This is a genomic window from Lunatimonas sp. (genome assembly GCF_020832325.1).
In the GTDB taxonomy this organism is placed as follows: Bacteria; Bacteroidota; Bacteroidia; order Cytophagales; family Cyclobacteriaceae; genus Lunatimonas.
This window is the reverse complement of the sequence record NZ_JAFIEU010000022.1, coordinates 126,800-151,089: the sequence shown is the minus strand read 5'-3', so window position 1 is coordinate 151,089 and position 24,290 is coordinate 126,800. Positions and strand designations below refer to the sequence as shown.

Here is a 24,290-nt window from a genome sequence, read left to right as displayed (position 1 = left end):
ATAGCCTGAGACCATTCAGGTCCATACGGTTAAAAAGCATGTATATGAAAACTACCCTACTCTTTTGCTTCGGATGTTTGATGGCCATAGCCTGCAAAAGCCCTCAGGTAGAAACCGCAGATGAGGCTGGGAGTTTTTCAAGCACCCCCGGCTATGTGGTTCCGACCTTTGAGGACAGTACTTCCTTTCATCGATTGGGGGACGCCTATCCCCTGGTACAGCAGATGTTTTTTGATTTCGCCGAGAAGAATCACTATCCCTCGTTGAGTTTCGGCATCATTGCGGGAGGTCGGTTGCAATACAGCGCCAGCATGGGCACGGCCAATTTAGAGACCGGTCAGGAGGCTAGCAGTCGAACGCTGTACCGCATCGCTTCCATGAGCAAAAGCTTTACAGCCCTTGCGATTTTGAAATTGAGGGACGAGGGGAAGCTGGATCTAATGGATCCGGTAGTCAACTACCTCCCCGAGATGGAAAAAGCCGGTAGGCTCACAACCGATGCGCCGGAGATCACCTTACAGCATTTGTTGACCATGTCTGCCGGGTTTCCAGAAGACAACCCTTGGGGGGATCGGCAGTTGGACGTCTCGGACGAGCAGCTATTGGATGTGCTGAGGCAGGGCCTATCGCTTTCCAATGTGCCTGGAATAACCTACGAGTACAGTAATTTGGGCTATGCACTTTTGGGAAAGGTCATACACGTGGTAAGTGGAAGAACCTATCAGCGGTATATTACGGAAGAAATTCTGATTCCATTGGGTATGCACGACACCAAATGGGAATACACGGATATTCCGGATGAGACGCTGGCTTGGGGATATCGGTGGACAGGCGGCACATGGGAACCCGAACCCTACCTGCACGATGGCGCCTATGGGGCTATGGGCGGTTTGATCAGTTCGATCGATGATTTCAGCAAGTATGTGGCGTATCACTTGGATGCTTGGCCGCCGAGAAACGAGGCTGAGGCAGGGCCCGTAAAGCGTAGCACCCTACGCGAAATGCACCAACCGGTTCGTTTTAATAGCCTACTGGTTCATGCCAAGACACCCTTAGGGACAGACTGTGCATCCGCAACTGCCTACGGCTACGGGCTTAGTTGGCTAAAGGATTGCAGGGAGCGGGTGAGGATCGCCCATAGTGGAGGACTGCCCGGGTTTGGCAGTGAATGGCGTATCTATCCCGAATATGGAATTGGCATTGTTTCATTCAGCAACCGTACCTATGGATCGCCGGGGGTGTTAAATGCGCAAGCTTTGGATACGTTGATTGCGTTGGCGGATCTGAAGCCCAGAAAACTAAAACCTTCACCCCTACTTGAACAACGAAAGAATGAGCTCCTGGAAGTCTTAACGGGCGGTTGGCCGGAGGATCGGCTGGCTATTTTTGCGGATAACTTTTTTCTGGACAGCTCTTATGAAAGTAGAAAGTCCCAAGTGACCCAAGTGCTGGACCAAGCCGGATCTATCCTGCGCGTTTCGGAAATCACACCACTGAATCAGTTGAGGGGATACCTGGTGTTGGAATGTGCCAACGGTAACGTGGAGGTCTTTTTCACGCTGAACCCTGAGAAGGAGGGGTTTATTCAGCAGGTGAATGTGAGGTTACTTGATTCCTGACCAAGATTGGGGGAGTGCTTGCAAGACGGTTTTTGGGTAGGGTTTAGACGATTTAGAAATATGAGTGATAGAGCTAAGATATTGACCACAGAGATTCTCTCGGATAACTATTATACGCTGAAGAAGGTGACTTATGCATATAGGCGTAGCGATGGAATCACGGAAACGGTGGTCCGGGAGGCCTTTGACCGGGGCAATGGTGCAGCCCTGCTTTTGTATCACGAGGAACGGAAAACGGTAGTATTGACCAGGCAGTTTAGGCTTCCTGCCTTTATCAATGGGCATGAAAGCGGGTTTTTGATTGAGGTGTGTGCCGGGATGATAGACGAGGGAAACCCCGAAGAAACCATCAAGCGCGAAGCCATGGAAGAGACTGGGTATCGGGTCAAAAATGTTCAAAAAGTCTTTGAAGCTTACAGCTCTCCCGGTGCGGTGACAGAAAAGCTTCACTTCTTCGTTGCTGCATACGATGACCAGATGAAGGTGGAGGATGGTGGTGGCCGCGACGAGGAACAGGAGGACATCGAGTTGCTGGAAGTTCCCCTAAAGCAGGCCATGGAAATGGTCTATGCCGGTGAAATCCAAGATGCCAAAACCATTCTCCTGTTGCAGCATTATGCGCTGAAATTGGCAGGCGCCTCGGTACCAGGTTGGTGAAATTGCCCAAAAGTGCGGCTAGTATGGGGATCTGAATTGGTTGCGAAGCCAAAATCATGTATTTTGGTTTTCCAAACCTATTCAAACCAAATAACAATGATGAGTTACTATCGCAAATTCTTGTGGGCATTCTGCCTGTTTGTTTGTTTTCAACTTCCTGTACAAGCCGATCCGGGTTACAAGCTGTGGCTGCAATATGCCCCTATTGAGGACGCTAGGGAGCGGGATAGCTACCGGGTTTTCTTCAGTCAGATCCAAGTGATGGGGCATTCCGACACGGACGCAGTGATCCGTAAGGAGCTACAGCTAGCTGGAAGTGGTTTTTTTCCTGGGGATGATTTCTCCTCAGTGGGAGAATCCGCCGATCCCAAAATTTGGATTGGTAAGGTATCCTTACTGCCCAATTCCGTCGCTAGTGCTCAGGCAGATAAGCTCGCATCTCTTTCAGAGGATGGATATGCCTTATTTGCGTTGGAAGGACGCGTGTTTGTCACCTCGAATACAGAAATTGGGTTGCTGTACGGCACCTTTGGCTTGTTGAAGGCCATTCAGACCAGGCAGCCACTGACCTCGCTGGAGGTGCTGGAAAATCCGAAAATTCAAACCCGCATGCTCAATCACTGGGATAACCTCAACCGCACCGTTGAGCGGGGTTATGCCGGATTCAGTATTTGGAACTGGCATCGACTGCCCAAACACATAGACCAACAGTACATAGATTATGCGCGGGCCAACGCATCCATCGGTATAAATGCCACCTCCATCACCAATGTCAATGCGAATGCGTTGGTGCTCACTCCTGTGTATTTGGAAAAGGCAGCCGCGCTTGCAGATGCATTCCGGCCCTACGGTATCAAGGTATTTTTAACGGCCCGGTTCAATGCTCCCATGCAGCTGGACGGGCTGGAAACAGCCGATCCTTTGGATCCTGCCGTGCGGGAATGGTGGAAGAAGAAAGCCGACGAGATTTACCGGTACATCCCTGACTTTGGCGGTTTTCTGGTTAAAGCCGATTCAGAAGGACAGCCCGGCCCTCATAACTACGGGAGAACCCAAGCGGATGGAGCCAATGCGCTTGCAGAGGCGCTAGAGCCGCACGGAGGGTTAGTGATGTGGAGGGCCTTTGTGTATAGCGAAAACACGCCCACAGACCGCACCAAGCAGGCATTCGACGAATTCAAGCCATTGGACGGAAAATTCAACGATAATGTGATTGTTCAGGTGAAGAATGGGCCGTTGGACTTTCAGCCCAGAGAGCCCTTTCACCCGCTTTTTGGTGCCATGCCGGAAACTCCTCTGATGATGGAGTTTCAGATCACAAAGGAATACCTGGGTCAGGACACCCATTGGGTAAATTTAGCCTCTATGTGGGAGGAGGTCTTACAGGCAGACACGTATGCCAAAGGTGCTGGAAGCACCGTAAGCAACGTGTTGGATGGGAGTTTACATGGATATCGGCATACCGCTATTGCCGGTGTCGCCAATATCGGTACAGATCGAAATTGGACCGGTCATCCCATGGCACAGGGAGACTGGTATAGCTTTGGCCGCCTGGCATGGAACCCGGATGCCGATATCCGTGAAATTGCCGAGGATTGGTTGAAGATGACCTTTACGAACGATCCGTCCTTTGTGGATCCGGTGGTGGATGTGATGATGAAGTCCCATGAGATCTTGGTCGACTACATGACGCCGCTAGGGCTCCATCACATCATGGCCAGAAGTCATCATTGGGGTCCGGGGCCCTGGGTGACCGGTGGCAGGAGGGATGATTGGACGGCCACCTATTACCATCGCGCATCCGAGGACGGGATTGGCTTTGATCGGACGGAATCGGGAAGCAATGCGTTGGAGCAATACGCGCCCGAGGTAAGAAATCAATGGCGCAATCCGGACAACATTTCATTAGATTACCTGCTGTGGTTTCACCGAGTGGCTTGGGATAAGAAACTCTCAACAGGAAACACCCTTTGGGAGGAAATGGCGTTGAGGTATCAGCGGGGGGTGGAAGGAGCCCGATGGATGGAGCAGACATGGTTGGCACTAGATGGCCGTATCGATGAGGCAATGTTTGAGCACATGCGATCCTTCCTGGCTATTCAAGTTTCCGAAGCCGAATGGTGGAGGGATGCCTGCCTGTTGTATTTCCAGCAATTTTCTCAGCAACCGTTACCTGCGGGTGTAGAGGCCGCAGCACATGATTTGGAATACTATCAAGGATTTAGAAGGTTTTTTGTGCCGGGAATTTGATGAAGAGATCATTAAATAAAAAACGGTAGCTGTCCTAGTTTGTGGCTACCGTTTTTTTTTATCTGGGGAGGTTAAATCGTCCCTCGACGACCCTTAGTTCTGCGCCTGTTTCGGGAGCGGTTAAGGTGAATTCGAAGTCGCCCGAGATTCGAGTATCGGTGACTTCACGTATTCGAATAAACCCCCGGTCCAGCTCCGAGTAGATGGTTGCTTGTCGGTTTTCATCCCACCAAGTTACCCCGGCACCAAAGCGGCCGGTTTCCCCGCCTGCGAGGTAGCTATTTCTCATGCTGTATAGACCAGTGCTCGGTTCCCAGGGTTGCGAATCATAGCGGCTGATCCCTATTAGGAAGGTTGATTCAGTAATATTCAGCTTGTCCGTAAATTCGAAGGAGGTTACATGGAGATCATCAAAGCCACTTGGAATAGATAAAAACTCTCCAATGGCATTAAACTCCGTATCGTTTACGAGAAAGGAGGCATTGAAGGATTCCGGGAGTGTGTCATCATCTTCACAGGATACCAATCCCAGGCTAAAGGTAATAAGTATAAGGATTGATAATTTCTTTAAATAGTTGATCTTCATCTGTTTTTAACGTTTAATTTATCGTACATGTGAATACTCGGTTGGCTAGTCTATGTTGGTAAATGGTTCGGGCATATTTACCACGCTGATGTTTTCTCCCATATTGAGGTCGGGCCGCGACACGAAGTAGGCAATGGCGTAATTGTTCCCTCCATCGATAAATGTGGCGTTGTCTATCGCAAGCTTACCTCCTCGTAGCAAAATGCTTGCGCGAGGTGCGCCAGAAGTCAGCCCGCTGGACCCTGCCCCTCGGATCTCAATGTGTTGTAGTAAATTGGAGTTTTCTGATCGAAAGTAGATGCCTCTCCATTCTTCTGGACGGGATTCCACACCCTCTATTCTTATAGGTTCATCTGACGTTCCTTCTGCAGTAAGTGTTCCGTTACCACTCACCAACATGGCCGTGTTTGGCCCAAACTGGAGGTGCACACCGGGTGATAGCGTCAATTCGGTAGTGACTGTGATCTGACCTGTTCGATAGGGGACATTAAGTTTTTGCCAAGTGAGAGAGCCTTGGGTTAGGTTTATCCCGCTTTGTATGGCTACTATGGCGTCGATATCGTTACCAGTGTAGTCGGATTCTCCATCGAGAACGTGGTAGTAGCTTGCGCTGGTGTATACCGATCTTTCGTTGTTTTTATAGTCATTTTTCAAATGCGTTATTTGGAGGCCTGAGCGCGAAGTTACAACCCCAAGTTCCAGGGCGCTATTTTGAGCATTACTCAGCCTACAGGCTTCTATATGCAGGCGGGCGTTAGCGGCAAAGGTAACCATACCACGGTCGTTGTTTCTATTTCTTCCTCCGTCGCTAAGGTGTACGTGTACCAGTCGGTTGTTGGAGCTGCCACTGGCGAATCGAAGGCTTGACCAGTATCCTCTCGTTTGTTCTGTGCCTCGGATCGTTATGGGTTCATCTTCTGTGCCTACTGCATGAAAGAAGCTACCGGTATTTACTGTCAGTGATGCGTTTTCTGCCATTTCGATCACTACACCTTCCTCTACAGTTATCTCGGTATCGTTGAGCGAAATGGGACCTTCAACCCGGTAATCAGGAATTCCTTCAGGGGTAGTCTTGCGCCATTGTTCCACAACTCCAATTCGGTTTGAACGAATGATAATTGTTTCAGCGTCTACAATCACACGGATCCGGCCTTTTTGCTGCTCAAACTCCGTCGAGGCAGTTACCTCGAAGACAAATTCACCTACGTTCATAGGTGTAAATTTGGCTATTGCCGTCCGGTCTTGGTCTAATGATTTGGGGTCAAAGTGATCCCCTGGAAAGCTTACCACCTCCCAATGATAGCTAATTGGTAGACCCGCCGCGTCTCTTGAGGCAGAAGCATTTAGAGAGATAGGTTCGTTGAACCATCCAGAGACTTGGCTGGGTAAATCTAGGGAGAGTGTACTGGGCCGATCATCGATACTATCCTCTTCACAGGCAACAAAAATCAGCATAAAAAGCATAGGTGTTACCCATCGGTAGCATCTAGAAATAGTAGTCATTGAAATGTTGTTTAATGGTGCGTTTTTAAAAGAACGCTGCAATATCCGCAGTTATACCTCGGGTAAAAACAGGCAATGATTAAGGTGTGGTTATCAATGAGTAATTTTCAGGCTTCGGTTAGTACGTGTTTGGTCGAATGGGTGCGTTGGAGCAATCTGAATTGCTAGCCTCGGCTCACAATCTCAAAAAACTCGGTCAAAAGACCTCGTTTTGTTTTGCCTACCGGCAGTAGTGCGCCTCCTTTCATCTCAACAAATCCACCGTCTGTTTTTCTGAATCTGCGTAGATAATTGGGATTGATAAGGTAGCGTTGGTGTATCCGTAAAAATAAAAATGAGGTGAGGGTTCGCTCAACCTCCTTTAGGGTTTTCGAGATAAGCACGTGGGTACCATTTGACAGAAAAATCCGGGTATAGTTACTATCACTCTCGCAGTACTCGATCTGGTCGGTTTCGAGAAACTCGAACCCGTCAGAGACCGGAACGGCAATTTTATTTTTGATTAGTCCCTCGTTTTTGATGAGTTTTACCAACTGCTTTGCGACAACACCGTTGATGAGGTATTGCGTACTTGCATTTTTTTCAGTCCAATCGGAAAGGATTTCTTCTAGGTCGTCGAGATCTACCGGTTTGAGCAGAAATTGAAAAGCTTTGTTTTTAAATGCCTCCAGTGCATATTCACTGTGTGCGGTGACAAAGACTACATCGAAGGAAATAGGGTCTATCTGATCCAGCAATTCGAACCCGTTTAAAAAGGGCATCTCCACATCCAAAAAGAGAATGTCTATGGGCAACTTGGGTATCTCCGCCAAAGCAATTTTTGGGTTTGGGGAGCTAAATATAATCTCTACCGGTGTAGATAGCGACTCGAAGTCTAGTTCCAAACTCTCTATGCAATGCCGCTCATCGTCTACGATAGCTATTTTCAAAGGTGTTTCTGTCATGGTTACTCGATATCTAAGACAATTTCTGTACCGGAATATTCTGTTAAGTCGGTATCATGGTCGATGATTTTTAGACTCAGCTTGGTGGTTGAAAGTTGATTGTATAGCGCAATGCGTTGTTCTGTAATTTTTAACCCCATACTCTTATGGGTCTGTGTAGAAGGGAAGGCCGTTTTTTTTCTACCAACGCCGTTGTCCCGAACGCTGATACGATAGCCGTTTTCTTTTCGTCGGCAGGATATCTCCAGCTTTTTATGTTCCTCTGTGCTAGGCAAGAGTCCATGCCATATGGCATTTTCTACAAAGGGTTGTAGAATCATGGGAGGCAGTTGGATGGCTTTTAACTTTTCTTCGCCTACGTCTCCTGAACATACCTGTACAGAAAGTTTTTCCTTAAACCGGTTTTCCTCTAGGGCGATGTATTTTTTTGTGAGCTGTAGTTCATCCGGCAGGGAGATTGTAGGTACGCTACTAGTTTGCAACATATCCCTGATGAATTTGCTGAGGGAGGAGAGGTATTTGATTGCTTGTTTACCCTCGTTTTTCTGTATGAGCAGTTTTATAGAGTTCAAGCAGTTGAAAAGGAAATGAGGATTTAGCTGCATCCGGGTAGCGAGTATTTCAGCCTGAAGCAGGTTGTTTTGAAAGGTGGACTCTGCCTCTGACCGTGCTTGTGCCTCTCTTTGAAGGGCCAAAGATTTTTGCAGGTTTTTGGTACGTAACCACAGCAAAACGATTCCCAAACTTACTGTCAAGAATAGCAAGATGCCCAGGAGGAGTATGCGCTCCCGCGTGTTTTTTTCTTTTTGCAGTTCAATTTCCTGATGCCTTAACTCGTTTTCGGCTCGGAGTAGCTGGATTTCGTTTTCTTTTTTCTGAAAATCGTAAGCCAGTTTCAAACCTGCTATGGTGACTTCCTGTTCAGTCAGCTTTATGCTGTCTTTATAAGCGTCGGCGATTTTGTAGTATTTTAGAGATCTGCGGAAATCGCCTAGGGTTTCCATGGTTTCTGAAAGTAACCCGGCACTTTCACTAGCAATATTTTTGGCACCTATATCTTTAGCGATCTCTAAAGCTCTGCCAAATCGATCCATAGCAGCGCTTTTTTGATTAAACTTCAATGCTACCTTGCCTAGCGCAAGGTGTATTTCGGCTACCTTATGGGGGAGGTCTTGCTTCTCAAACATAGTTAATGCCTGAAGATAATAGCGGTCGGCGTTTGCAAGATCCTTGTTTTCCTCATAGTAGGCATGTCCCATGTATTCATAGGTCATTGCGAGCCCATGCTTATCTTTACGTATCGTATTGATCGATTCTAGCTCGGCTAAGTACTTACGGGCTGTATCGTATGCCTGACTATTAATGTGGTGACTACTGATGGACAGAAAGTTCATGGCCATGCCTAGACTGTTTTCCCGTTGCTTCTCCACCTCCAGCGCTTTTAAGTAATAGTACAGCGCTGCTTCTTCATTCCCTTCAAGTTGGCTAAAGGAATTACCCAAACCGTTACTGGCTATGGCGATATTTCGTAGATCACCCTCTTTTTCTGCTATTTTTAGTGCATACAGGTAGTGATCAACCGCCACATCAAAAGCCCCGTGGTAGCGTGCAGCTACGCCTGCGTTGTTAGCGAATCGCATCTTAAAATAGGCATCAATTGGTTTTTCCCTTATCAGCTCCAATGCTTGGCGATGTAAAGGAATCGCTTGCCCGAACCTTGAATGGAATCGATGGAGTAGGCCCATGTTGTCTAGACTCTCTGCCCAAAGGAGCGTATCGCCAAACTCTTCGGAGATTTTAACTGCAAGCTCTGCGTAGTAAAGGTCTTCTGGATCATTGGGGTCGATGCGATGTACCTGTCTAGATAGATCGATATAGGCCCGTATCCGGTTAGGTTTTTTTTCCGCGGTTTCTGCGGCATTCCTCAGACTATCCAATGCACCCTGTGCAGAAGCCACCCCCTTTATTAATATCAAAAATGCAGCAACCCAAAGATTGATCTTTATGGTTATTGTTCCTTTTCTCACCTTTCCTCCATCAGTTTGTGTTAATTATACCAAAACTCATGCTAAGTAGGCTACCGGATAGGTACAGACGGGCGAAGGGTAGTGCAAGTGGAATTTCGAATACTGGAATATCTATGGCGGGCCATAGCTTCTGGCTTCATTCCTTACTGAATAATCTTAGACTATATTATCCATCAAAGGGAATAGGAAATAAAGGGTTCTATAAATAGATAGTTATGTATATCGAAAAAATAGGGTTGTAAAAAATCAAATAGGGACGTAAAACGGTCTGATAATAATAAAATAGGTAAAAAAATAGACAAGAAGAAAATTGTTTAAATACCTTATTTAAAGGCAATTTAAATAATAAAAATCTATATTAAATCAGTTGGAAATAGTAAAATGGTAATTAAAAGACTTAAGTAGTAAAAATTTGGTAAAAATAGGTAAGAGTAAAATTTAATTCAGATAGGTTTTTGCAATGATTTTTGCCGATTTTTTGTGCGAGTATGCGTAAATAGGTGTTTTTTAGGCGAGTGTAACTGATATAATTCAATTTTTAATTCATTTTAAATAGCTGAAAAACAGCGTGTTGTAATCGTTTAATTTTTGAATGTTCGGAATTTTTTAAACGGAGGGTGAAATTTTCTTTGAGCATCCTAAATTCCCTTGTCACCAAACCCTCGTTTTATGAAAAAATGGTTATTAGTTATTTGGCTTATTGCTTTGAGTGCAGAATATTCGTTTTCTCAAGAAGTGGGTGTATCCGGTATCGTCGTTTCCTCAGAGGGCAATGAACCTATTCCGGGAGTAAGTATCCTCGTAAAGGGTACCAGTGTGGGTACCGTCTCAGATATGGACGGAGCCTATTCCATAGAGATGCCGGCTGGAAGTAACGTTCTGGTGTTTTCGTTTATAGGCATGTCTAAGCGTGAAGTAGAAGTCGGTGGCCGCTCCGTGGTAAACGTCACCATGCAGCCGGACGTCAGCAGCTTGAATGAGGTAGTGGTAACCGCTATCGGTATTGAGCGGGAGAAGAAGGGCCTTGGCTACGCCGTTTCAGAGCTGGGCGACAGGGATATTGCTCAGCGTTCGGAGCCGGACCTGATTCGCTCGTTGAATGGAAAGGTAGCCGGCGTATTGATTCAAGGAAGCGGGGGTGTAACCGGCGGAAACACGAACATCACCATCCGGGGAAGTTCTTCACTGACCGGTAATAATCAGCCTTTATTTGTCGTGGATGGGATCCCTTTTGACAACTCCATTCAAGGGCATGCAGATAATCGGGGCAATACCTCCACCAACCGGGCATTTGATATTGACCCCAATATTGTGGAGTCAGTGACGGTTTTGAAGGGTGCAGCCGCAGCTGCTTTGTATGGTTCGAGGGCCCAAAACGGAGTGATTATCATCACCACCAAAAACGGTAACAAGCCTTCGAATAAGGGAATGGAGGTAAACTACCGGGCCAGCTACGGTACCGAGGAGATCGCGAAACTTCCCGACTATCAGACCGAGTATGGTCAGGGGGGCAATGGCAACGTGTACATCGAAAATTATTTTGGGTCATTTGGTGCTCCGTATGCTGCCTATGAAACGGTGCCCCACCCCTATACCAATCCTGCGTTGGGACCCTTCCTAAACTTACCTTCCTTTCAGGCAGTTGCTCGGCGTGGGGATAATGTTCCCTACGAGCCGCACATTGATAAATACCGGAATTTTTACGAAACGGGACGATTGCAGGAACATGCTGTTTCTGTTCAAGGTGGCTCCGAGGCCGCATCGCTCTCCGCGGGACTATCTTGGATGGATAATACGGGCATCATCCCGAATTCTTCTGTAAATAGAATCAGCGGAAATATTGGGGGCAACGCCAAGTTGGAAAACGGCCTAAAAATCAGTGCAGGCTTAAACTATGTGAACACGGTGCAGAAGAATCCTTCCTTAGGTAGTGGAAACTTTGGTGGTCAGTCAGCTTCTCAGTTGGTGCAATGGATGCCAACCAGCTTCAATGCAGATGCCTACCCCTTCCAACGGGAAGAAGACGGAGGAGCCATGTATTACCGTACAGTGAACCATCCACGATGGGTCGCAAACAATACCTACAACGATAGCCATGTAGATCGATATTTTGGCAACTTAAAGTTGGCCTATGATATCACCGATTGGCTAAATGTTTCGTATCAATTTGGGTTTAATGCCTATACCGACCGACGGTTTTCCATGCTTGAACCAAATGGATTTGGCTCCGCGATAGAGCAATCTGGAACCATGGAAACGGCCACTTTCTCAAACGGAGAATTGGATGGAAACCTGCTGATCGGCGTAAATAGAGAGCTTTCGAGTAAGTGGTATCTCAGTTCTTTGCTCGGTTGGAATATCAACCAAAGAACCAATTCTGTGTCCCAATTTGGCGGCAACGGCATCATCGAGCGAGGCATTAGAACCTTATCCAACACCTCGGCTCAATTTGTGCTTCAGGATCGGTTTGCCAGACGAAGATTTGCGGGCGTGTTTGCCGACGTGTCGTTGGCATATGACGAATGGGCGTTTGTCAACTTCACTGCCAGAAACGACTGGTCGTCGACATTGCCCGAAGAAAACCGGTCCTATTTTTATCCCGGCGTTTCCACTTCCTTTATTCTGACGGATGCATTGAACATAGGCGGAGGTTTCTTAGACTATGCCAAGGTACGGGCAGGTGTGGGACAGGTAGGTAATGACGCAGATCCTTACCTTACTGTCAATAATTTCTTGCTTAACCAGCGGGTAAATCAAAGTGGAAGTTCTACGCAGTTCCCATTTGCAAATCAGTTTGGAACAGTCAATGGTTCAGCGGTAAACACCAACAGAGGGAACCCTCAACTGAAGCCTGAACTGACCACCGAGTTAGAGTTTGGTACCGAGTTGATGATGTTTAATCAGCGTATTGGACTGGACATTACCTACTACGACCGTGTCACCCGCAATGGCATCACAGCGATCAACGTGCCACCATCCAGCGGTTCAGCAACCCAAGTGGTCAATATCGGTAGGGTAAGAAACCATGGCATTGAGCTAGGGCTTGACTTGAAATTACTCACTTCGCCAACCGGGTTCAATTGGAATGTATATACCGTCTTTACCCGTAACCGAAACGAGGTGCTGGAACTACAAGAAGGTGTGGATCAAATCGTACTTACCAGCCTGGCTGGATCCAGTGAGATTGTACAGATTGTACATCGTACCGGTCAACCCTTTGGCGTATTGGTGGGGCGAAAAGCCATCCGCGATGCAGAAGGAAACTTGCTGATTGACGGATTGCCGGGTACCACCTTCGGAAAGTACCTAGACGACCCCGAGCCGAGGGTGATCGGTGATCCTAATCCCAATTTTGTAATGGGTATTACCAATAATTTTAGCTACAAGGGCCTTCAGATGTCCGTGGTATTTGACTGGGTACAGGGGGGAGATTTGTATTCTAAGTCCAACAGGGAGATTGTAGGTCGTGGGTTGACCAATGACCCCGGTGACAGAATGGTTTCCCGCATTATGCCAGGGTATATCGCAGCCAGAAATGCCGATGGGAGCCTGGTGAGAGATGAAAGTGGCAACTATCTTGCCGCCACAGATGCAAACGGTAACAAGATTGCGAACACGATCAATATCACGAATTTTAACTGGTGGTATGACCGGGGAAGTTTTGGTTGGAATGGTGCGGAGGAGTTTCATACGTTTGATGCCACGGTGTTCCGACTGCGTGAGTTGGCAGTGACCTATAGTCTACCTTCCAAGCTGTTGCAAAAGACGCCATTTGGTAGTGCAAATTTTGGCGTGTCCGGAAGAAACCTGTGGTTTATAACACCCAATTTCCACCCAGGCTTAAATCTGGATCCTGAAACGAGCACCTTTCCAGGTCTCCGGGGGATCGATTTTATCGGCGTGCCTTCCACGCGAAGGTTTAGCGCAAATCTTTCTGTTACCTTTTAATGAGACTTTAACCAGCGATAAGTATGAACACGCAGCTAAGAAAAATAAAGATATACGGGCTAGGATGTTTGTTGAGTTTGATGGGCTTGTTTTCCTGTGGAGAGGACTTGCTTAACATCAACGACGATCCGAATGTCTCCACCCAGTTGGTCTTGCCCAGCACACTGTCCTATGCACAGGTGTCCTTGGTGTCAAACCTGCTGGATGACCCCAATACAAATGCCGGTTCATTTACGAGGATGTGGTACATCACCGCACTTCGTAATTACGAACAAAACCAGGGTACTTATAGCAATTCTTGGATAAACATGTATTCCAGACCCTTGGCAAACCTACAGACCATCATCGATGGAGCTACGGAAGCATCTGTTGGGTATAGAGGAATTGCCCGTCTGCTGAAAGCCTATACATTTAGTGTAATGGTAGACCTGTACGGTGATTTGCCTTACTTCGATGCATTGAAGCCTGAGGTGACATTTCCCGGCTTGGACCGAGGTGCAGAAATCTATGCAGATATTCTCACAGAGATTGACCTTGCGCTGCAGGAAATATCCAGTCATACCGGTGCTATCCAAGGGGATGTCATTTACAACGGTAACCTCGCAAATTGGAGGAAAATGGGTAATACGCTGAAGTTGAAAATGTACGCTCAGACCCGTAAAGAAGGGAGCATTAACTCAATACAAGGTTTTTCACAGATGATTCAAGGAGATCTCATTTCTTCCATAGGCGAAGACTTCCAACTCAAGTATGGATCCCAGCAAAGCCCTAATCAAAACCGGCATCCGCTGCACGTCAACCATTACAACCAGGCCACTTCTTACTGGATGGATAACTGGACAATGGCAAACTTATTAAATGACGGTAGGATCAGTGCGACTACAGGCAGAAGAGTTTCCTACCGAAACACCGAGGATCCCAGGTTGAGGTATTATATTTTCCGTCAGGTACCCGGCGATGGTAGTGGCGCCGTGGTAACCTGTGCGGGTGGAGGTTGTCCCATTGGATTGATAGGTACCGGTTACCTAGGTCGAGATGCTGGTGATCCTTCCGCCTTTTCCAATGAGGGAGCCTTGATCGCTACGTTTGGTGTATATCCAGTGGGAGGATTGGTAGATACCGATGCACCAAAAACAGTAACGGCAGCCGATGGTACCGGCAGGGGTATATTTCCCATGTTGACTTCTTACATGGTGAAGTTTCTCCACGCTGAGATGGCGCTAACTACCGACGTCAGTGGAAATCCCCTGTCTCTACTTCAGGAGGGCATACGCTTATCCATGCAAAAAGTGAAATCGTTTGGTGCGGACGAGATGCCTTCCATCGTTGGTAGCCCTTTTGAAATGAGCGATGCCGCAGTTGAAAACTATATCGCCGACATCACCAACGCCTATGCCAGCGCTCAGACAGACGACGAACGCTTGAATATCATCATGACTGAATACCAATTGGCATTGTGGGGCAACGGGATAGAGGCGTATAACAACTTCAGAAGGACCGGATTTCCAGATTTTGCCGTGACAGCTCCCGTTATGGGAAGTCCAGCCTATCCACAGAGGTTCATCATTCCGGTTTCTGAACTGGAGACCAACCCTTCTCTTACAGGCTATCAACCAAACCCATTTGAGCCCGTGTTTTGGGCAGTTCCATGACCTTTAGCAAACTGGGACCGGTTTTCGAACCAGCCTTTTGGACGAAGTTATGATCATTCAAAGACAATTATAAACAGATGAAATCGAGCATGACGTAGCCGTCACACAGTGGGATGACTATCCGCCATGCGAGATTCCATGTGACCATTGAAAAATCAATTATAGACACATGAAACGTACATATTATTTCTTTACACTAATAGCACTAGTTGGCTTGTTGTCTACCGCCTGTGTGGTGGATGACAGCATCAAAATGCCAGACTATGAGGTCGGTATCATCGCCCGAGCCGATATTGAGCCCGGCAAGTATTGGTTTAATATCAATCAACTAGAGACTTCTGAGGTTGCGTTCAACCTGGACTACGAAGGGTTTGATGTGCATACTGCGGAGAGAATCGACATATTCCTAAGCAGGGGTACTGCTACGGTATCGCTAGGGAGCTACACGGCATTTCCCAGCCGGATTGCGATGACTGGCGCAGAAGCGTATGCTTTGTTTGGGCTAACGCCTCAAGCTGTCGCCCAGGCCGGTATTGTTCGGGATGAGTTTCGCATCACCTACGCGATCACAACCTCGGATGGGGTCGTCTTCTCTCAGTACGGGCAATATTACAACTACAATCCCTCGTTGGATGGGAGGTTTACTGGCCGGTATGCACAGTTTTATACCAATCTGCCTGGATTTGGGACCTTGGTATTGGAAGCAAGGGTACCCAATCCCCAAAACCCGAACGAGCTGTAAGATTGTAAATTCCGTGTAGTTGGCGGGCTGACCCTGAATCGCCTCAGGCTATGGGAGACAATCCGTTGTTGGGGTTTCTTTCCATGGGAAGAATTATGGAGCCAGTGGATGGTGTGTGATGCAGCATTCACTGGCTTTTAATCTATCATCCATTTAGGATTTCGGAATCTGATATCTTGGGTTATCAGCCTTTCGAGGGGCAATTGGATGACTATTCCAGCCGAATTTGGTACTGTAGTATAAAGGTGTTTTTTCGGATGACCTGTTTAAAAACTTCGGGACTGATTTCGTCGAAGACGGGCCGGTTTTGGACGGCCAGGCTGAGTTTGGAGCGTTGGCCATCCAGCAGTAGGTTGATACCACCTTCGAAAAAAGTAACAGCTTCGTTTAAGCGGGCGTAGTTGGCGTATTGACCGGATATAAAAGGTTGCCATTTTTCTTTCTTTTTGGGTGATCCGAATAGGTATCCCAGTTGGAAGTATCCGATGTGTCCTGTGCCGATAGCCGGCCATGCATTGCCGGTTCCACTGAAGGTTCCGGCCGTGGTCGTACCACCGCCCACGTTGTTTAATCCAATAATCCGGATATAGTCGGGACCAAAGTCATAGTAGAAATACCCTGCATAAAAGGTTGCAGCTCGTTTACGGGCCAGGGGTATCTCTCCAAACAAATCCACGGCCAGCATATTCATGGGCGTTAGTACAGTATCTGCTGCATCATTCAAATGCCACATGGCCTTTTGTTGGGTTTCGAAGCCGGCACCAAGTGCCAAAACCTTTCGATTACCATCGTAGGTGCCCACATGAAATGGGGACACCAAAGTTTCGTGTTCAAAAAATTGGTATTTGACGTATGCGGCGGTCTGTACACCACTTTTCACATAGGAGAAACTGGATACCTGCCCAATCCGTGTATTTGCCACGGGTGCGTAGGGTCGGCTAAATACCAATCGATAATCCCATTTTTCCCATTGCCCATTTACGTAGGCGCTCAGTTTTCGGAGGATGTTGTCGGTTTGGTTGATGGTAGGCATCACCACTGCCGGGACATCCAGCGTAAGCATGCGTCCGGTATGGGGGGAAGCGAAGCGGGATACGCCGTTCCATCCTGATTGGCCACCACCGACAGTCAGGTATTTGTGGAGGCGGTGGTCTATGTAAAAGTCCAATAGTCGGATTTCTCCCGATCGTGCCGTCAGGTAGTTGATATTGTTTTGCCCCAGTGTGAGCGTTACGTTGGTTCGATCATTGAGTCTGGCATAGGTTTGAAACCGAAGCCTCCGCACCGAAATGTCAAAAAAGCGGGAAGCTTCTTCCCCATTAATCAGGGTGCCGGGGTTGTTGTAATTATACCGTGCCCACAGTTGCCCGTTGATACGAACGCCTGCGTAGGAAGTGCTGTCGTCGTTGAGAAAAACCCGCAGAGGACGGTTTTGCGCTGCTACCTCTATGGAAATACTCCAAATAAGCATGGCAGTGAATAAGAATGCGGTAACTTGTCTCATCGAGCTTCCAAATTACGAAATTTGAGATTTCCAGCGCGGTTTTTGTGATATTCGCATTAAATTAGTAACTAGTACTATTCGCCAAAAATAAACATGATGAATCTTTCCGAAATAGTTGAAACCCTCAAGAAGCTCGTTGAGGTAAGGATAAAAATTGCAATCAGTAAATTTGCCGATGACCTGACTACCATCATTACGCGGGTGGTTGTTTTGATCCTAATGGTGATGACTGGTGTGATGGTCCTGCTATTCGGCAGCATTGCGTTGGCCTTCTTTCTAGCCGAGAAGATGGAAAGTGTCTACTTGGGTTTTTTGACCGTGGGTGGAGTTTACCTGCTAGTGCTCTTCTTGTTATATTTAATCCGCAATACCTTGTCGCTCCAGACCACTTTAAAAAGTGGCCTTACGAAATTTATTTTCTTGTTTAAGCAAAAAAGATCCCGGTAGATGAGCCTATTTGACCTAGAGAAACAATCGGAGGAACTGGAGCAAACCCTCCAAAAACAGTTGGAACTGGTAAAAAAGGATTCCGATGTTTACCTCAAAATTGCGGGCATAGCCCTGGTTTCGGGGTTGGTAACAGCCACTGCCTACCGCCTAACGCGCTCCAAACCGGCGGCCAAGGGGAAGAAAAAGAAGAAATCGAAAAAGAAAGGATACTCTTTTTGGGGCAACCTGAAAAGTAGGATGTTTTGGCTTGCGTTGGATTTTGGCAAGCAGGCGCTTATTCGGAAGGTGCAGGAAAAAATGGAGGCCGAGCATGCCAACGAGCAATAACCGGGTAGGCGAACGTATCCGGGCATTACGTAAGACGGGAAAGAAAGGGGTAGCTTTTTTGATAGACCCTGACGATACTTGGCCGGGTGATCGCTTCGAAAAAGTGATGGAAAAGGTGGGAACCTATACCCCTTTGATAATCCTAGTGGGTGGAAGTTTGGTTCAGAAGGAAAACGTGTCGTCGGTGATAGACCGGATCCGAGCAGTTTCGCAATCCTTACCGGTGTTGCTTTTTCCGGGCAGTGTATTGCAGCTGGCTCCTAATGCCGACGGTGTCCTCTTCATCTCGTTGATCTCGGGAAGAAATCCGGATCTGCTTATCGGTCAGCAAGTGGCCGCCGCACCTCTACTGGCCGCGTCCAACTTGGAGATACTGCCCACCGGTTACCTGCTAGTAGATGGTGGAAAGATAAGTAGCGTACATTATATGAGTCAAAGTGTCCCTCTGCCCAACGATAAACCTGATCTTGCGGTAGCAACCGCCTTAGCGGGGTACTTTTTGGGTATGCAGTTCATGTACCTGGAGGCCGGTAGTGGAGCAGTTAACCCCGTCTCTAGTGAAATTATACGGGCCGTCAGCAGCGACGTACCTTGTCCGCTCATAGTCGGCGGAGGGATTGATTCGATTGATAAGGCAAAAGCTGCATGGAAAGCTGGCGCAGATTGGGTGGTTATCGGAAATGCTGCACAAAAAAACCCCGATTTTTTCGTCGAGGTTTTGCATTGTTTGGAAGTATTCAATTTATCCCTGAACGTTAATTAGGGACTCTCGTCGTCTCATTTTTCCCGCAGGCAGGCCGTACATCATCTTGAATCGCCTACAGAAATACGCAGTATCTTTGTATCCGACCTCTTTTCCAATGTCCCGGATGCTCTTCTTGGTCGTCCGCAACAGGTCCACGGCAGCCTCCATGCGTTGGTATTCAATGTAATCTTGTGGATTAATTCCTGTCAGCATTTTGAAGTATTGTCCCACGTAGTCCTCGGATACGTTCGCAACCTTTGCCAAAACTTTGTTTGACAAGTCACCTCCGATGTTCTTCTTGATATAGTTGAACATATCGATCAACCTCGGATCTTTGAAGTAGGTGCTGTTGGTAGACAGTTCCTCAACAAATAGTCTATTTTTCAGAATATGCCGTACAATTTCAACCACGAGCAGTTCCGTGTAAAGCTTGGTAACGCGCTCTTTTCCCGGAGTCGTTTGCTCCGATTCTTTTACGATGTCTTCTGCTATGGAAGCTATTCGATCGTTGAATCGGATGACGAATGGCGGTATACCCAATGAATTGAAGAAATTTACTACGTCGAAAACCTTCGCTTCAAAGTTTACCGTAGTGACGCAGTCGTCTTCCAGATTTTTGATTTCCTTGAAGCTGATTGTTTGAAGATACTTCTTCTTGCTCTCAATGAAGCTTTCATTCGAAGTCTCGTTGCGTTTGGTTACGGTTCCAAAAGAAACTTTGGTGGATCTTCCGGCCGGGATAAACAATAGTTCTCCCTCATTTACAGTCTCTTGGTCATCCCCAAAATGTAGGTTGCCGCGGTGTAGGAGAATGATGGTGTTTTCATTGTCCAGGTAGTCTACGACAGTCACAGGGCGTTCGATTTTGTAGTTATTGCCCCTTAAATATCGCACTCCGACTGATTCTATTACCTTATTGTAATATTCCATGACAGGTGTCTTTAGGTTGAGTTTGTTAAAAGTATTGGTTTTTTCTGTGTTACGAAGACAATATTAAACAAAAAATTAAAATAAACTAAACAATGATATAAAAATTTATATTTATTTTTCAGATGCCTACCAAAAGATAATTATCTTAATAGGTTTCGAGATATCACTATTTTTTGAATCTCTGAAGTTCCTTCGTAAATTTGGGTGATTTTTGCATCTCTCATGAGCCTTTCGACATGATATTCTTTGACATATCCATATCCGCCATGGATTTGTACAGCTTCTACCGTTACCTCCATAGCGACCTCCGAGGCATACAGTTTTGCCATTGCGCTGGCTTGGGCATAATCCATACCCTGATCCTTTAGCCAGGCAGCCTGGTACACCAATAGCCTAGCAGCTTCAATTTTGGTTGCCATGTCCGCCAGCTTGAATTGGATGGCTTGATGTTCGCTAATCGGTTTGCCAAATGCTTTACGCTCTTTGGAATAAGCCAAGGACAATTCATACGCCCCGCTTGCAATCCCCAACGCTTGTGCAGCGATACCGATGCGACCGCCATTGAGTGTCTCCATGGCAAACTTAAACCCGAATCCTTCTTCTCCAATCCGGTTTTCAACAGGTACCTTTACGTCGGTGAACATCAAAGAATGGGTATCAGAGGAGCGTATGCCTAATTTATCTTCTTTTTTGCCAACGATAAATCCCTCCACTCCCTTTTCTACAATGAAAGCGGATATGCCACGGTGTCCCTTTGCCGGATCTGTCTGCGCAATGACCAAATAGATGTCTGCTGTTCCCCCGTTGGTAATCCAGTTTTTGGTGCCGTTGATGATGTAGTGGTCCCCTTGACGGTTGGCGGTGGTTTTTTGAGAGGTAGCGTCTGAGCCAGCTTCCGGCTCGGAGAGGCAAAAAGCACCTAATTTCTTTCCGGATGCCAAGGGTTTTAGGTAGTTGTCTTTTTGGTATTTATTACCGTATTTCTCCAGTCCCCAGCAAACAAGGGAATTGTTTACGGACATGATCACAGCGGCGGAAGCGTCAATTTTAGAAATCTCCTCCATGGCGATTACATAGGAGATGGTATCCATCCCGCCACCAAGGTATTCAGCGGGAGCCATCATACCCATAAAGCCAAGCTCACCCATCAGTTGTACCTGTGTTTTGGGAAAGCGGCTTTCTGTGTCTCGTTCAATCGCATCTGGAAGGAGATGGCTCTGAGCGAACTCTCTTGCAGCCTCTTTCACTGCCAAATGTTCCTCTGTTAAATCAAATGTCATAAAAATGGTTATTTTTTCTCGGAATCTAAACAAAAAAAAATAAAGGGACAATTTCTTGCCCCTTTATATGAAATAAGTTGGTTTAACTTTCACTGTAGTGTTAGTCTCTGTTTCCAAAGAAGATAAATGCATAATAGGCTAGCGTGGCCAAAGAGGCCATTGCAGCGACCACGTAGGTCATAGCTGCCCACTTGAGTGCATCTTTGGACATACCGTATTCTTGAGGGGTCACAATATTTCTTGTTTTTACCCAAGCCAATGCCCTTCTACTCGCATCAAACTCTACAGGCAATGTAACAAGAGAAAAGAGGGTCAGTACACCATATGAACCAACGACTATGGCACCCACGGCCTCATAAGGAAGGCCAAAGAGTGCAATCCCTCCGAATAATGCACCTATTAGTACAATATTTAGGATCTTGCCACTCACATTCTGAATAGGTACAAGCGTAGAACGCAACTGCAGCCAGCTATAACTCGTGGCATGCTGCACCGCGTGTCCACATTCGTGGGCTGCCACCGCAGTCGCAGCGGCATTTCTTCCATAGTAGACGTCCGGGCTGAGATTCACGGACCTGTCCATGGGGTTGTAATGGTCGGTAAGCTGACCGTCCACACAGTTCACTGCCACATTATGTATATTGTGGTCAGCTAACATCAGTTCTGCAATCTCCTTTCCGGAAAGATTGGCTCGTAGCGCTATTTGGGAGTATTCTTTAAATTTATTTTTCAATTTGCTGCTGACAGCATACCCCAATATGCCAAATACAACTACAATCAGTATCAGAATCATCTTTCTCTTTATTATTTTAAACTACACATCCTTACGTAATGACCCCAATGGAGGTTTGATTTTCCAAGTTAATTTTCCCAACATCAGTACGCTGACTAATCCTACAATCAGTACAGTAGCGACTTGAGAACCGTGAACGATCAACGCAAATATCTTGCCTTCTGATTCTGCTATGCCATAAAAGAAGAGGATAAAGGCAACCAAGGCATGGAAGGTGCCTATGCCTCCCTGCACCGGCGCGACCATACCAATACTGCCCATTACCAGCACCATCAATACCGAAGAGGCTGACAATGAGGCTGTGCTGTCCATGGACCAGGTGATAAAATACATCATGGCGTAATAGATTACCCAAATTCCTACAGAAGAAATCCAAAATCCACTCGGACTTCGCAGGTTTGAAATGCTCTTTACCCCAGTGACAAATTGGCGGAAAAAACCCTGAAACTTTGACATAATAGCGCTTCCCTGAAGTCGGCGGTAGACCATCCAAAGGGCTATGCCCAAAATCAATACCACTCCGATGGAAGCTAGTACCTGGGTTGCCGAGATATTTAGAAGGTGTTCGCTGGAAAAGAGCTGTTGGAAGATTTTGAGAAAAACCCGAGCCTCCAAGGTAAATGCCAGGAAAACCAACACCAACATAAACCCAAAATCCACGGTTCGCTCCAACACCACTGTGCCCAATAGCGACCCCATTTTTAGTTGATTTGTCTGTTTAAGCGCGGCACAACGGGCTACTTCCCCTGCACGGGGGAGTAGGAGGTTTACCAGATAACCAAACATCAACGCCCAGAATGAAGTGGAGGTCTTAAGGTGTCCTTCGCCTGTGGCATCGATGAGTAGTTTCCATCTCCATGCCCTTAGCCAATAACCAAACAATGAAAGGAGGATGGAAAAACCTACCCAAAAAAAAGAGGTTTGGCCCAAGGCATACTTTAGCTGCGCAGCATCGAGGTCCCGATATACAAAGGCAAAGATCCCTAATGCCACCGCTAGGGAAATAAAAAGTTGAATAAGTTGCTTTACAGTTAATCGCACCTAGTTATAGTCGGTTGTATTCATCGGGAAAGACAACCACTGGCTGGTAGGTTTTTGCTTCAGTCACTGACATCGAGCAATAGGTAATAATTATGACCACATCCCCTACCTGTGCTTTTCGGGCGGCGGGCCCGTTTAAGCAAACCTGCCCGCTTCCGCGTTCTCCCTTGATCACATAGGTTTCCAGCCGCTCTCCATTGTTGATGTTCACTACCTGGACTTTTTCGTTTTCAAGAATGTTTGCCGCGTCCATCAAGTCTTCGTCGATGGTGATACTGCCTACATAGTGAAGCTCCGCCTGTGTGATTTTCACCCGGTGAATCTTTGATTTCAATAGTTGGATATGCATTATTTTTTCTAGTCCAGTATGATATTGTCTATTAATCGGACGTCACCTACATAAGCAGCTATGCAAATGCTTTGCTTTATTTCTGGTTTTCGGACTTCCGACAGCCGAAAATCCTCTAAATCTACCAAAGCAAGGTATTCCAGCTGCACGTCCTTTGATCTGCAAAACTCGCCTTCCAGCCGAGTTTTGGTATCAAACCAAGGATTACCGCCTGAAAGTTCAGTTTTTGCGGATTCGAGACATTGGTACAGGGATAACGCCTGCTGTCTTTGGGTAGGCGTTAGGCGTAGGTTCCTGGAGGATAGTGCCAGGCCGTCTTCCTCTCGGACGGTGGGAACTACTTGGATGTGAAGGTCAAAATGGAGGTCGCGCACCAATCGGCGGATGATGCTGACCTGCTGTAGGTCTTTCTGCCCAAAATAGGCTATGTCTGGCTGGATGATATGAAAAAGTTTGGAAACTACAATGGCCACACCGTTAAAGTGTCCGGGTCGAAAAGCACCCTCCAATACCTCGTCCAAACCTGGAAAATGAAACGTTACGTTTACTTCTGAAGGATACATTTCACCGGTTTCCGGGACGAAGACCACGTCCACCCCTTCTGCCTCCAAGAGCGAAAGGTCAGCAGACAGTGTTCTGGGGTATTGGGCCAGATCTGAAGGATTATTGAACTGCGTGGGGTTAACAAAAATGCTGACGACTACAAATTCGCTTTCTGCTCGTGCCTGACGTACTAGGTGTATGTGACCTTGGTGAAGTGCTCCCATGGTAGGAACCAGCGAAACCGACCTAGAACGCCCTCTGAGGGGTTTTAATAGCCTTTTCAGTTCCGAAATCTGCTTTACTACTTCCAACGTTCTGTGGGTTCAGTTTAGGAAAATAGCTGCAAAAGTATACGATAAAAAATAAAAACCATGGATTTCAGTAATTTTTTTTGTAAATT

20 protein-coding genes are annotated in these 24,290 nt (G+C 46.9%); 9 read left to right on the top strand and 11 right to left on the bottom strand.

What is annotated here, in order from left to right; all coding sequences use genetic code 11:
* Positions 1-44 precede the first annotated feature (44 nt).
* From JJU34_RS08915 to JJU34_RS08905, 3 genes are all read left to right on the top strand, one after another.
* Positions 45-1,619 carry a serine hydrolase domain-containing protein gene (locus JJU34_RS08915; RefSeq protein ID WP_228691996.1) on the top strand — a complete coding sequence of 525 codons (1,575 nt, stop codon included), beginning with the start codon at positions 45-47 and terminating at the stop codon, positions 1,617-1,619.
* Between the two features lie 60 nt (positions 1,620-1,679).
* On the top strand, positions 1,680-2,276 hold the full coding sequence (locus JJU34_RS08910; RefSeq protein WP_228691995.1) for an NUDIX domain-containing protein: 597 nt from the start codon (positions 1,680-1,682) through the stop codon (positions 2,274-2,276).
* A gap of 96 nt (positions 2,277-2,372) precedes the next feature.
* Positions 2,373-4,526 carry an alpha-glucuronidase family glycosyl hydrolase gene (locus JJU34_RS08905; RefSeq protein ID WP_366512688.1) on the top strand — a complete coding sequence of 718 codons (2,154 nt, stop codon included), beginning with the start codon at positions 2,373-2,375 and terminating at the stop codon, positions 4,524-4,526.
* 58 nt (positions 4,527-4,584) lie between these two features.
* Here JJU34_RS08905 and JJU34_RS08900 read toward each other — a convergent pair whose 3' ends face one another.
* The 4 genes from JJU34_RS08900 to JJU34_RS21795 all read right to left on the bottom strand — a co-directional run bounded on the left by JJU34_RS08900 (position 4,585) and on the right by JJU34_RS21795 (position 9,586).
* Positions 4,585-5,112 carry a hypothetical protein gene (locus JJU34_RS08900; protein ID WP_228691994.1) on the bottom strand — a complete coding sequence of 176 codons (528 nt, stop codon included), beginning with the start codon at positions 5,110-5,112 and terminating at the stop codon, positions 4,585-4,587.
* Between the two features lie 45 nt (positions 5,113-5,157).
* The gene (locus tag JJU34_RS08895; RefSeq protein ID WP_228691993.1) at positions 5,158-6,615 is read right to left on the bottom strand and encodes a hypothetical protein; all 1,458 of its coding nucleotides are present in this window, start codon (positions 6,613-6,615) and stop codon (positions 5,158-5,160) included.
* Positions 6,616-6,779: 164 nt separating this feature from the next.
* On the bottom strand, positions 6,780-7,559 hold the full coding sequence (locus JJU34_RS08890; RefSeq protein ID WP_228691992.1) for a LytTR family DNA-binding domain-containing protein: 780 nt from the start codon (positions 7,557-7,559) through the stop codon (positions 6,780-6,782).
* Positions 7,560-7,561: 2 nt separating this feature from the next.
* Positions 7,562-9,586, bottom strand: a complete 2,025-nt coding sequence (locus tag JJU34_RS21795) for a histidine kinase (RefSeq protein ID WP_228691991.1) — start codon at positions 9,584-9,586, stop codon at positions 7,562-7,564.
* A 669-nt stretch (positions 9,587-10,255) separates the two neighbouring features.
* Here JJU34_RS21795 and JJU34_RS08880 point away from each other — a divergent pair.
* The 3 genes from JJU34_RS08880 to JJU34_RS08870 all read left to right on the top strand — a co-directional run bounded on the left by JJU34_RS08880 (position 10,256) and on the right by JJU34_RS08870 (position 15,928).
* Positions 10,256-13,534, top strand: a complete 3,279-nt coding sequence (locus tag JJU34_RS08880) for a SusC/RagA family TonB-linked outer membrane protein (protein WP_228691990.1) — start codon at positions 10,256-10,258, stop codon at positions 13,532-13,534.
* A 23-nt stretch (positions 13,535-13,557) separates the two neighbouring features.
* A complete protein-coding gene (locus JJU34_RS08875) occupies positions 13,558-15,186 on the top strand; it encodes a SusD/RagB family nutrient-binding outer membrane lipoprotein (protein WP_228691989.1) in 1,629 nt (542 codons plus the stop codon).
* A 169-nt stretch (positions 15,187-15,355) separates the two neighbouring features.
* The gene (locus tag JJU34_RS08870) at positions 15,356-15,928 is read left to right on the top strand and encodes a hypothetical protein (RefSeq protein ID WP_228691988.1); all 573 of its coding nucleotides are present in this window, start codon (positions 15,356-15,358) and stop codon (positions 15,926-15,928) included.
* A gap of 211 nt (positions 15,929-16,139) precedes the next feature.
* On the opposite strand, the gene JJU34_RS08865 is transcribed toward JJU34_RS08870, so the two are convergent.
* Positions 16,140-17,432 (bottom strand): hypothetical protein, encoded by a 1,293-nt coding sequence (locus JJU34_RS08865; protein WP_228691987.1) that lies wholly within the window; start codon positions 17,430-17,432, stop codon positions 16,140-16,142.
* A 93-nt stretch (positions 17,433-17,525) separates the two neighbouring features.
* Here JJU34_RS08865 and JJU34_RS08860 point away from each other — a divergent pair, with 93 nt between their 5' ends.
* Genes JJU34_RS08860 through JJU34_RS08850 form a run of 3 tightly spaced genes read left to right on the top strand, consistent with a single transcriptional unit; the run spans position 17,526 to position 18,972 of the window.
* Entirely contained in the window at positions 17,526-17,879 is a 354-nt protein-coding gene (locus tag JJU34_RS08860) for a phage holin family protein (protein ID WP_228691986.1), read from the top strand.
* Positions 17,880-18,209 carry a hypothetical protein gene (locus JJU34_RS08855; RefSeq protein ID WP_228691985.1) on the top strand — a complete coding sequence of 110 codons (330 nt, stop codon included), beginning with the start codon at positions 17,880-17,882 and terminating at the stop codon, positions 18,207-18,209.
* Positions 18,193-18,972, top strand: a complete 780-nt coding sequence (locus JJU34_RS08850) for a geranylgeranylglyceryl/heptaprenylglyceryl phosphate synthase (protein WP_228691984.1) — start codon at positions 18,193-18,195, stop codon at positions 18,970-18,972. The genes JJU34_RS08855 and JJU34_RS08850 overlap by 17 nt, the downstream gene beginning before the upstream one ends.
* Here JJU34_RS08850 and JJU34_RS08845 read toward each other — a convergent pair.
* From JJU34_RS08845 to panC, 6 genes are all read right to left on the bottom strand, one after another.
* On the bottom strand, positions 18,952-19,884 hold the full coding sequence (locus tag JJU34_RS08845; RefSeq protein ID WP_209331020.1) for a helix-turn-helix domain-containing protein: 933 nt from the start codon (positions 19,882-19,884) through the stop codon (positions 18,952-18,954). The genes JJU34_RS08850 and JJU34_RS08845 overlap by 21 nt on opposite strands.
* 140 nt (positions 19,885-20,024) lie before the next feature.
* Entirely contained in the window at positions 20,025-21,164 is a 1,140-nt protein-coding gene (locus JJU34_RS08840) for an acyl-CoA dehydrogenase (RefSeq protein WP_228691983.1), read from the bottom strand.
* A 100-nt stretch (positions 21,165-21,264) separates the two neighbouring features.
* Positions 21,265-21,957, bottom strand: coding sequence for a zinc metallopeptidase (locus JJU34_RS08835; protein ID WP_228691982.1), 693 nt, complete (start codon positions 21,955-21,957; stop codon positions 21,265-21,267).
* 21 nt (positions 21,958-21,978) lie between these two features.
* On the bottom strand, positions 21,979-22,998 hold the full coding sequence (locus tag JJU34_RS08830) for a flippase-like domain-containing protein (RefSeq protein WP_228691981.1): 1,020 nt from the start codon (positions 22,996-22,998) through the stop codon (positions 21,979-21,981).
* Positions 22,999-23,002: 4 nt separating this feature from the next.
* The gene (gene panD / locus JJU34_RS08825; protein ID WP_228691980.1) at positions 23,003-23,347 is read right to left on the bottom strand and encodes an aspartate 1-decarboxylase; all 345 of its coding nucleotides are present in this window, start codon (positions 23,345-23,347) and stop codon (positions 23,003-23,005) included.
* A gap of 8 nt (positions 23,348-23,355) precedes the next feature.
* Positions 23,356-24,201 (bottom strand): pantoate--beta-alanine ligase, encoded by an 846-nt coding sequence (gene panC, locus JJU34_RS08820; RefSeq protein ID WP_228691979.1) that lies wholly within the window; start codon positions 24,199-24,201, stop codon positions 23,356-23,358.
* Positions 24,202-24,290: the final 89 nt, after the last annotated feature.

Bases quoted from the DNA above. Each gene is read 5' to 3' on its own strand.
- JJU34_RS08905 (WP_366512688.1), top strand. From the start codon at position 2,373: ATGATGAGTTACTATCGCAAATTCTTGTGGGCATTCTGCCTGTTTGTT.
- JJU34_RS08875 (WP_228691989.1), top strand. From the start codon at position 13,558: ATGAACACGCAGCTAAGAAAAATAAAGATATACGGGCTAGGATGTTTG.
- JJU34_RS08835 (WP_228691982.1), bottom strand. From the start codon at position 21,957: ATGATTCTGATACTGATTGTAGTTGTATTTGGCATATTGGGGTATGCT.
- JJU34_RS08855 (WP_228691985.1), top strand. From the start codon at position 17,880: ATGAGCCTATTTGACCTAGAGAAACAATCGGAGGAACTGGAGCAAACC.
- JJU34_RS08890 (WP_228691992.1), bottom strand. From the start codon at position 7,559: ATGACAGAAACACCTTTGAAAATAGCTATCGTAGACGATGAGCGGCAT.
- JJU34_RS08915 (WP_228691996.1), top strand. From the start codon at position 45: ATGAAAACTACCCTACTCTTTTGCTTCGGATGTTTGATGGCCATAGCC.
- JJU34_RS08840 (WP_228691983.1), bottom strand. From the start codon at position 21,164: ATGACATTTGATTTAACAGAGGAACATTTGGCAGTGAAAGAGGCTGCA.
- JJU34_RS08910 (WP_228691995.1), top strand. From the start codon at position 1,680: ATGAGTGATAGAGCTAAGATATTGACCACAGAGATTCTCTCGGATAAC.
- JJU34_RS08880 (WP_228691990.1), top strand. From the start codon at position 10,256: ATGAAAAAATGGTTATTAGTTATTTGGCTTATTGCTTTGAGTGCAGAA.
- JJU34_RS08860 (WP_228691986.1), top strand. From the start codon at position 17,526: ATGATGAATCTTTCCGAAATAGTTGAAACCCTCAAGAAGCTCGTTGAG.
- JJU34_RS08870 (WP_228691988.1), top strand. From the start codon at position 15,356: ATGAAACGTACATATTATTTCTTTACACTAATAGCACTAGTTGGCTTG.
- JJU34_RS08845 (WP_209331020.1), bottom strand. From the start codon at position 19,884: ATGGAATATTACAATAAGGTAATAGAATCAGTCGGAGTGCGATATTTA.
- JJU34_RS08895 (WP_228691993.1), bottom strand. From the start codon at position 6,615: ATGACTACTATTTCTAGATGCTACCGATGGGTAACACCTATGCTTTTT.
- JJU34_RS08850 (WP_228691984.1), top strand. From the start codon at position 18,193: ATGCCAACGAGCAATAACCGGGTAGGCGAACGTATCCGGGCATTACGT.
- JJU34_RS08900 (WP_228691994.1), bottom strand. From the start codon at position 5,112: ATGAAGATCAACTATTTAAAGAAATTATCAATCCTTATACTTATTACC.
- panD (WP_228691980.1), bottom strand. From the start codon at position 23,347: ATGCATATCCAACTATTGAAATCAAAGATTCACCGGGTGAAAATCACA.
- JJU34_RS08865 (WP_228691987.1), bottom strand. From the start codon at position 17,432: ATGAGACAAGTTACCGCATTCTTATTCACTGCCATGCTTATTTGGAGT.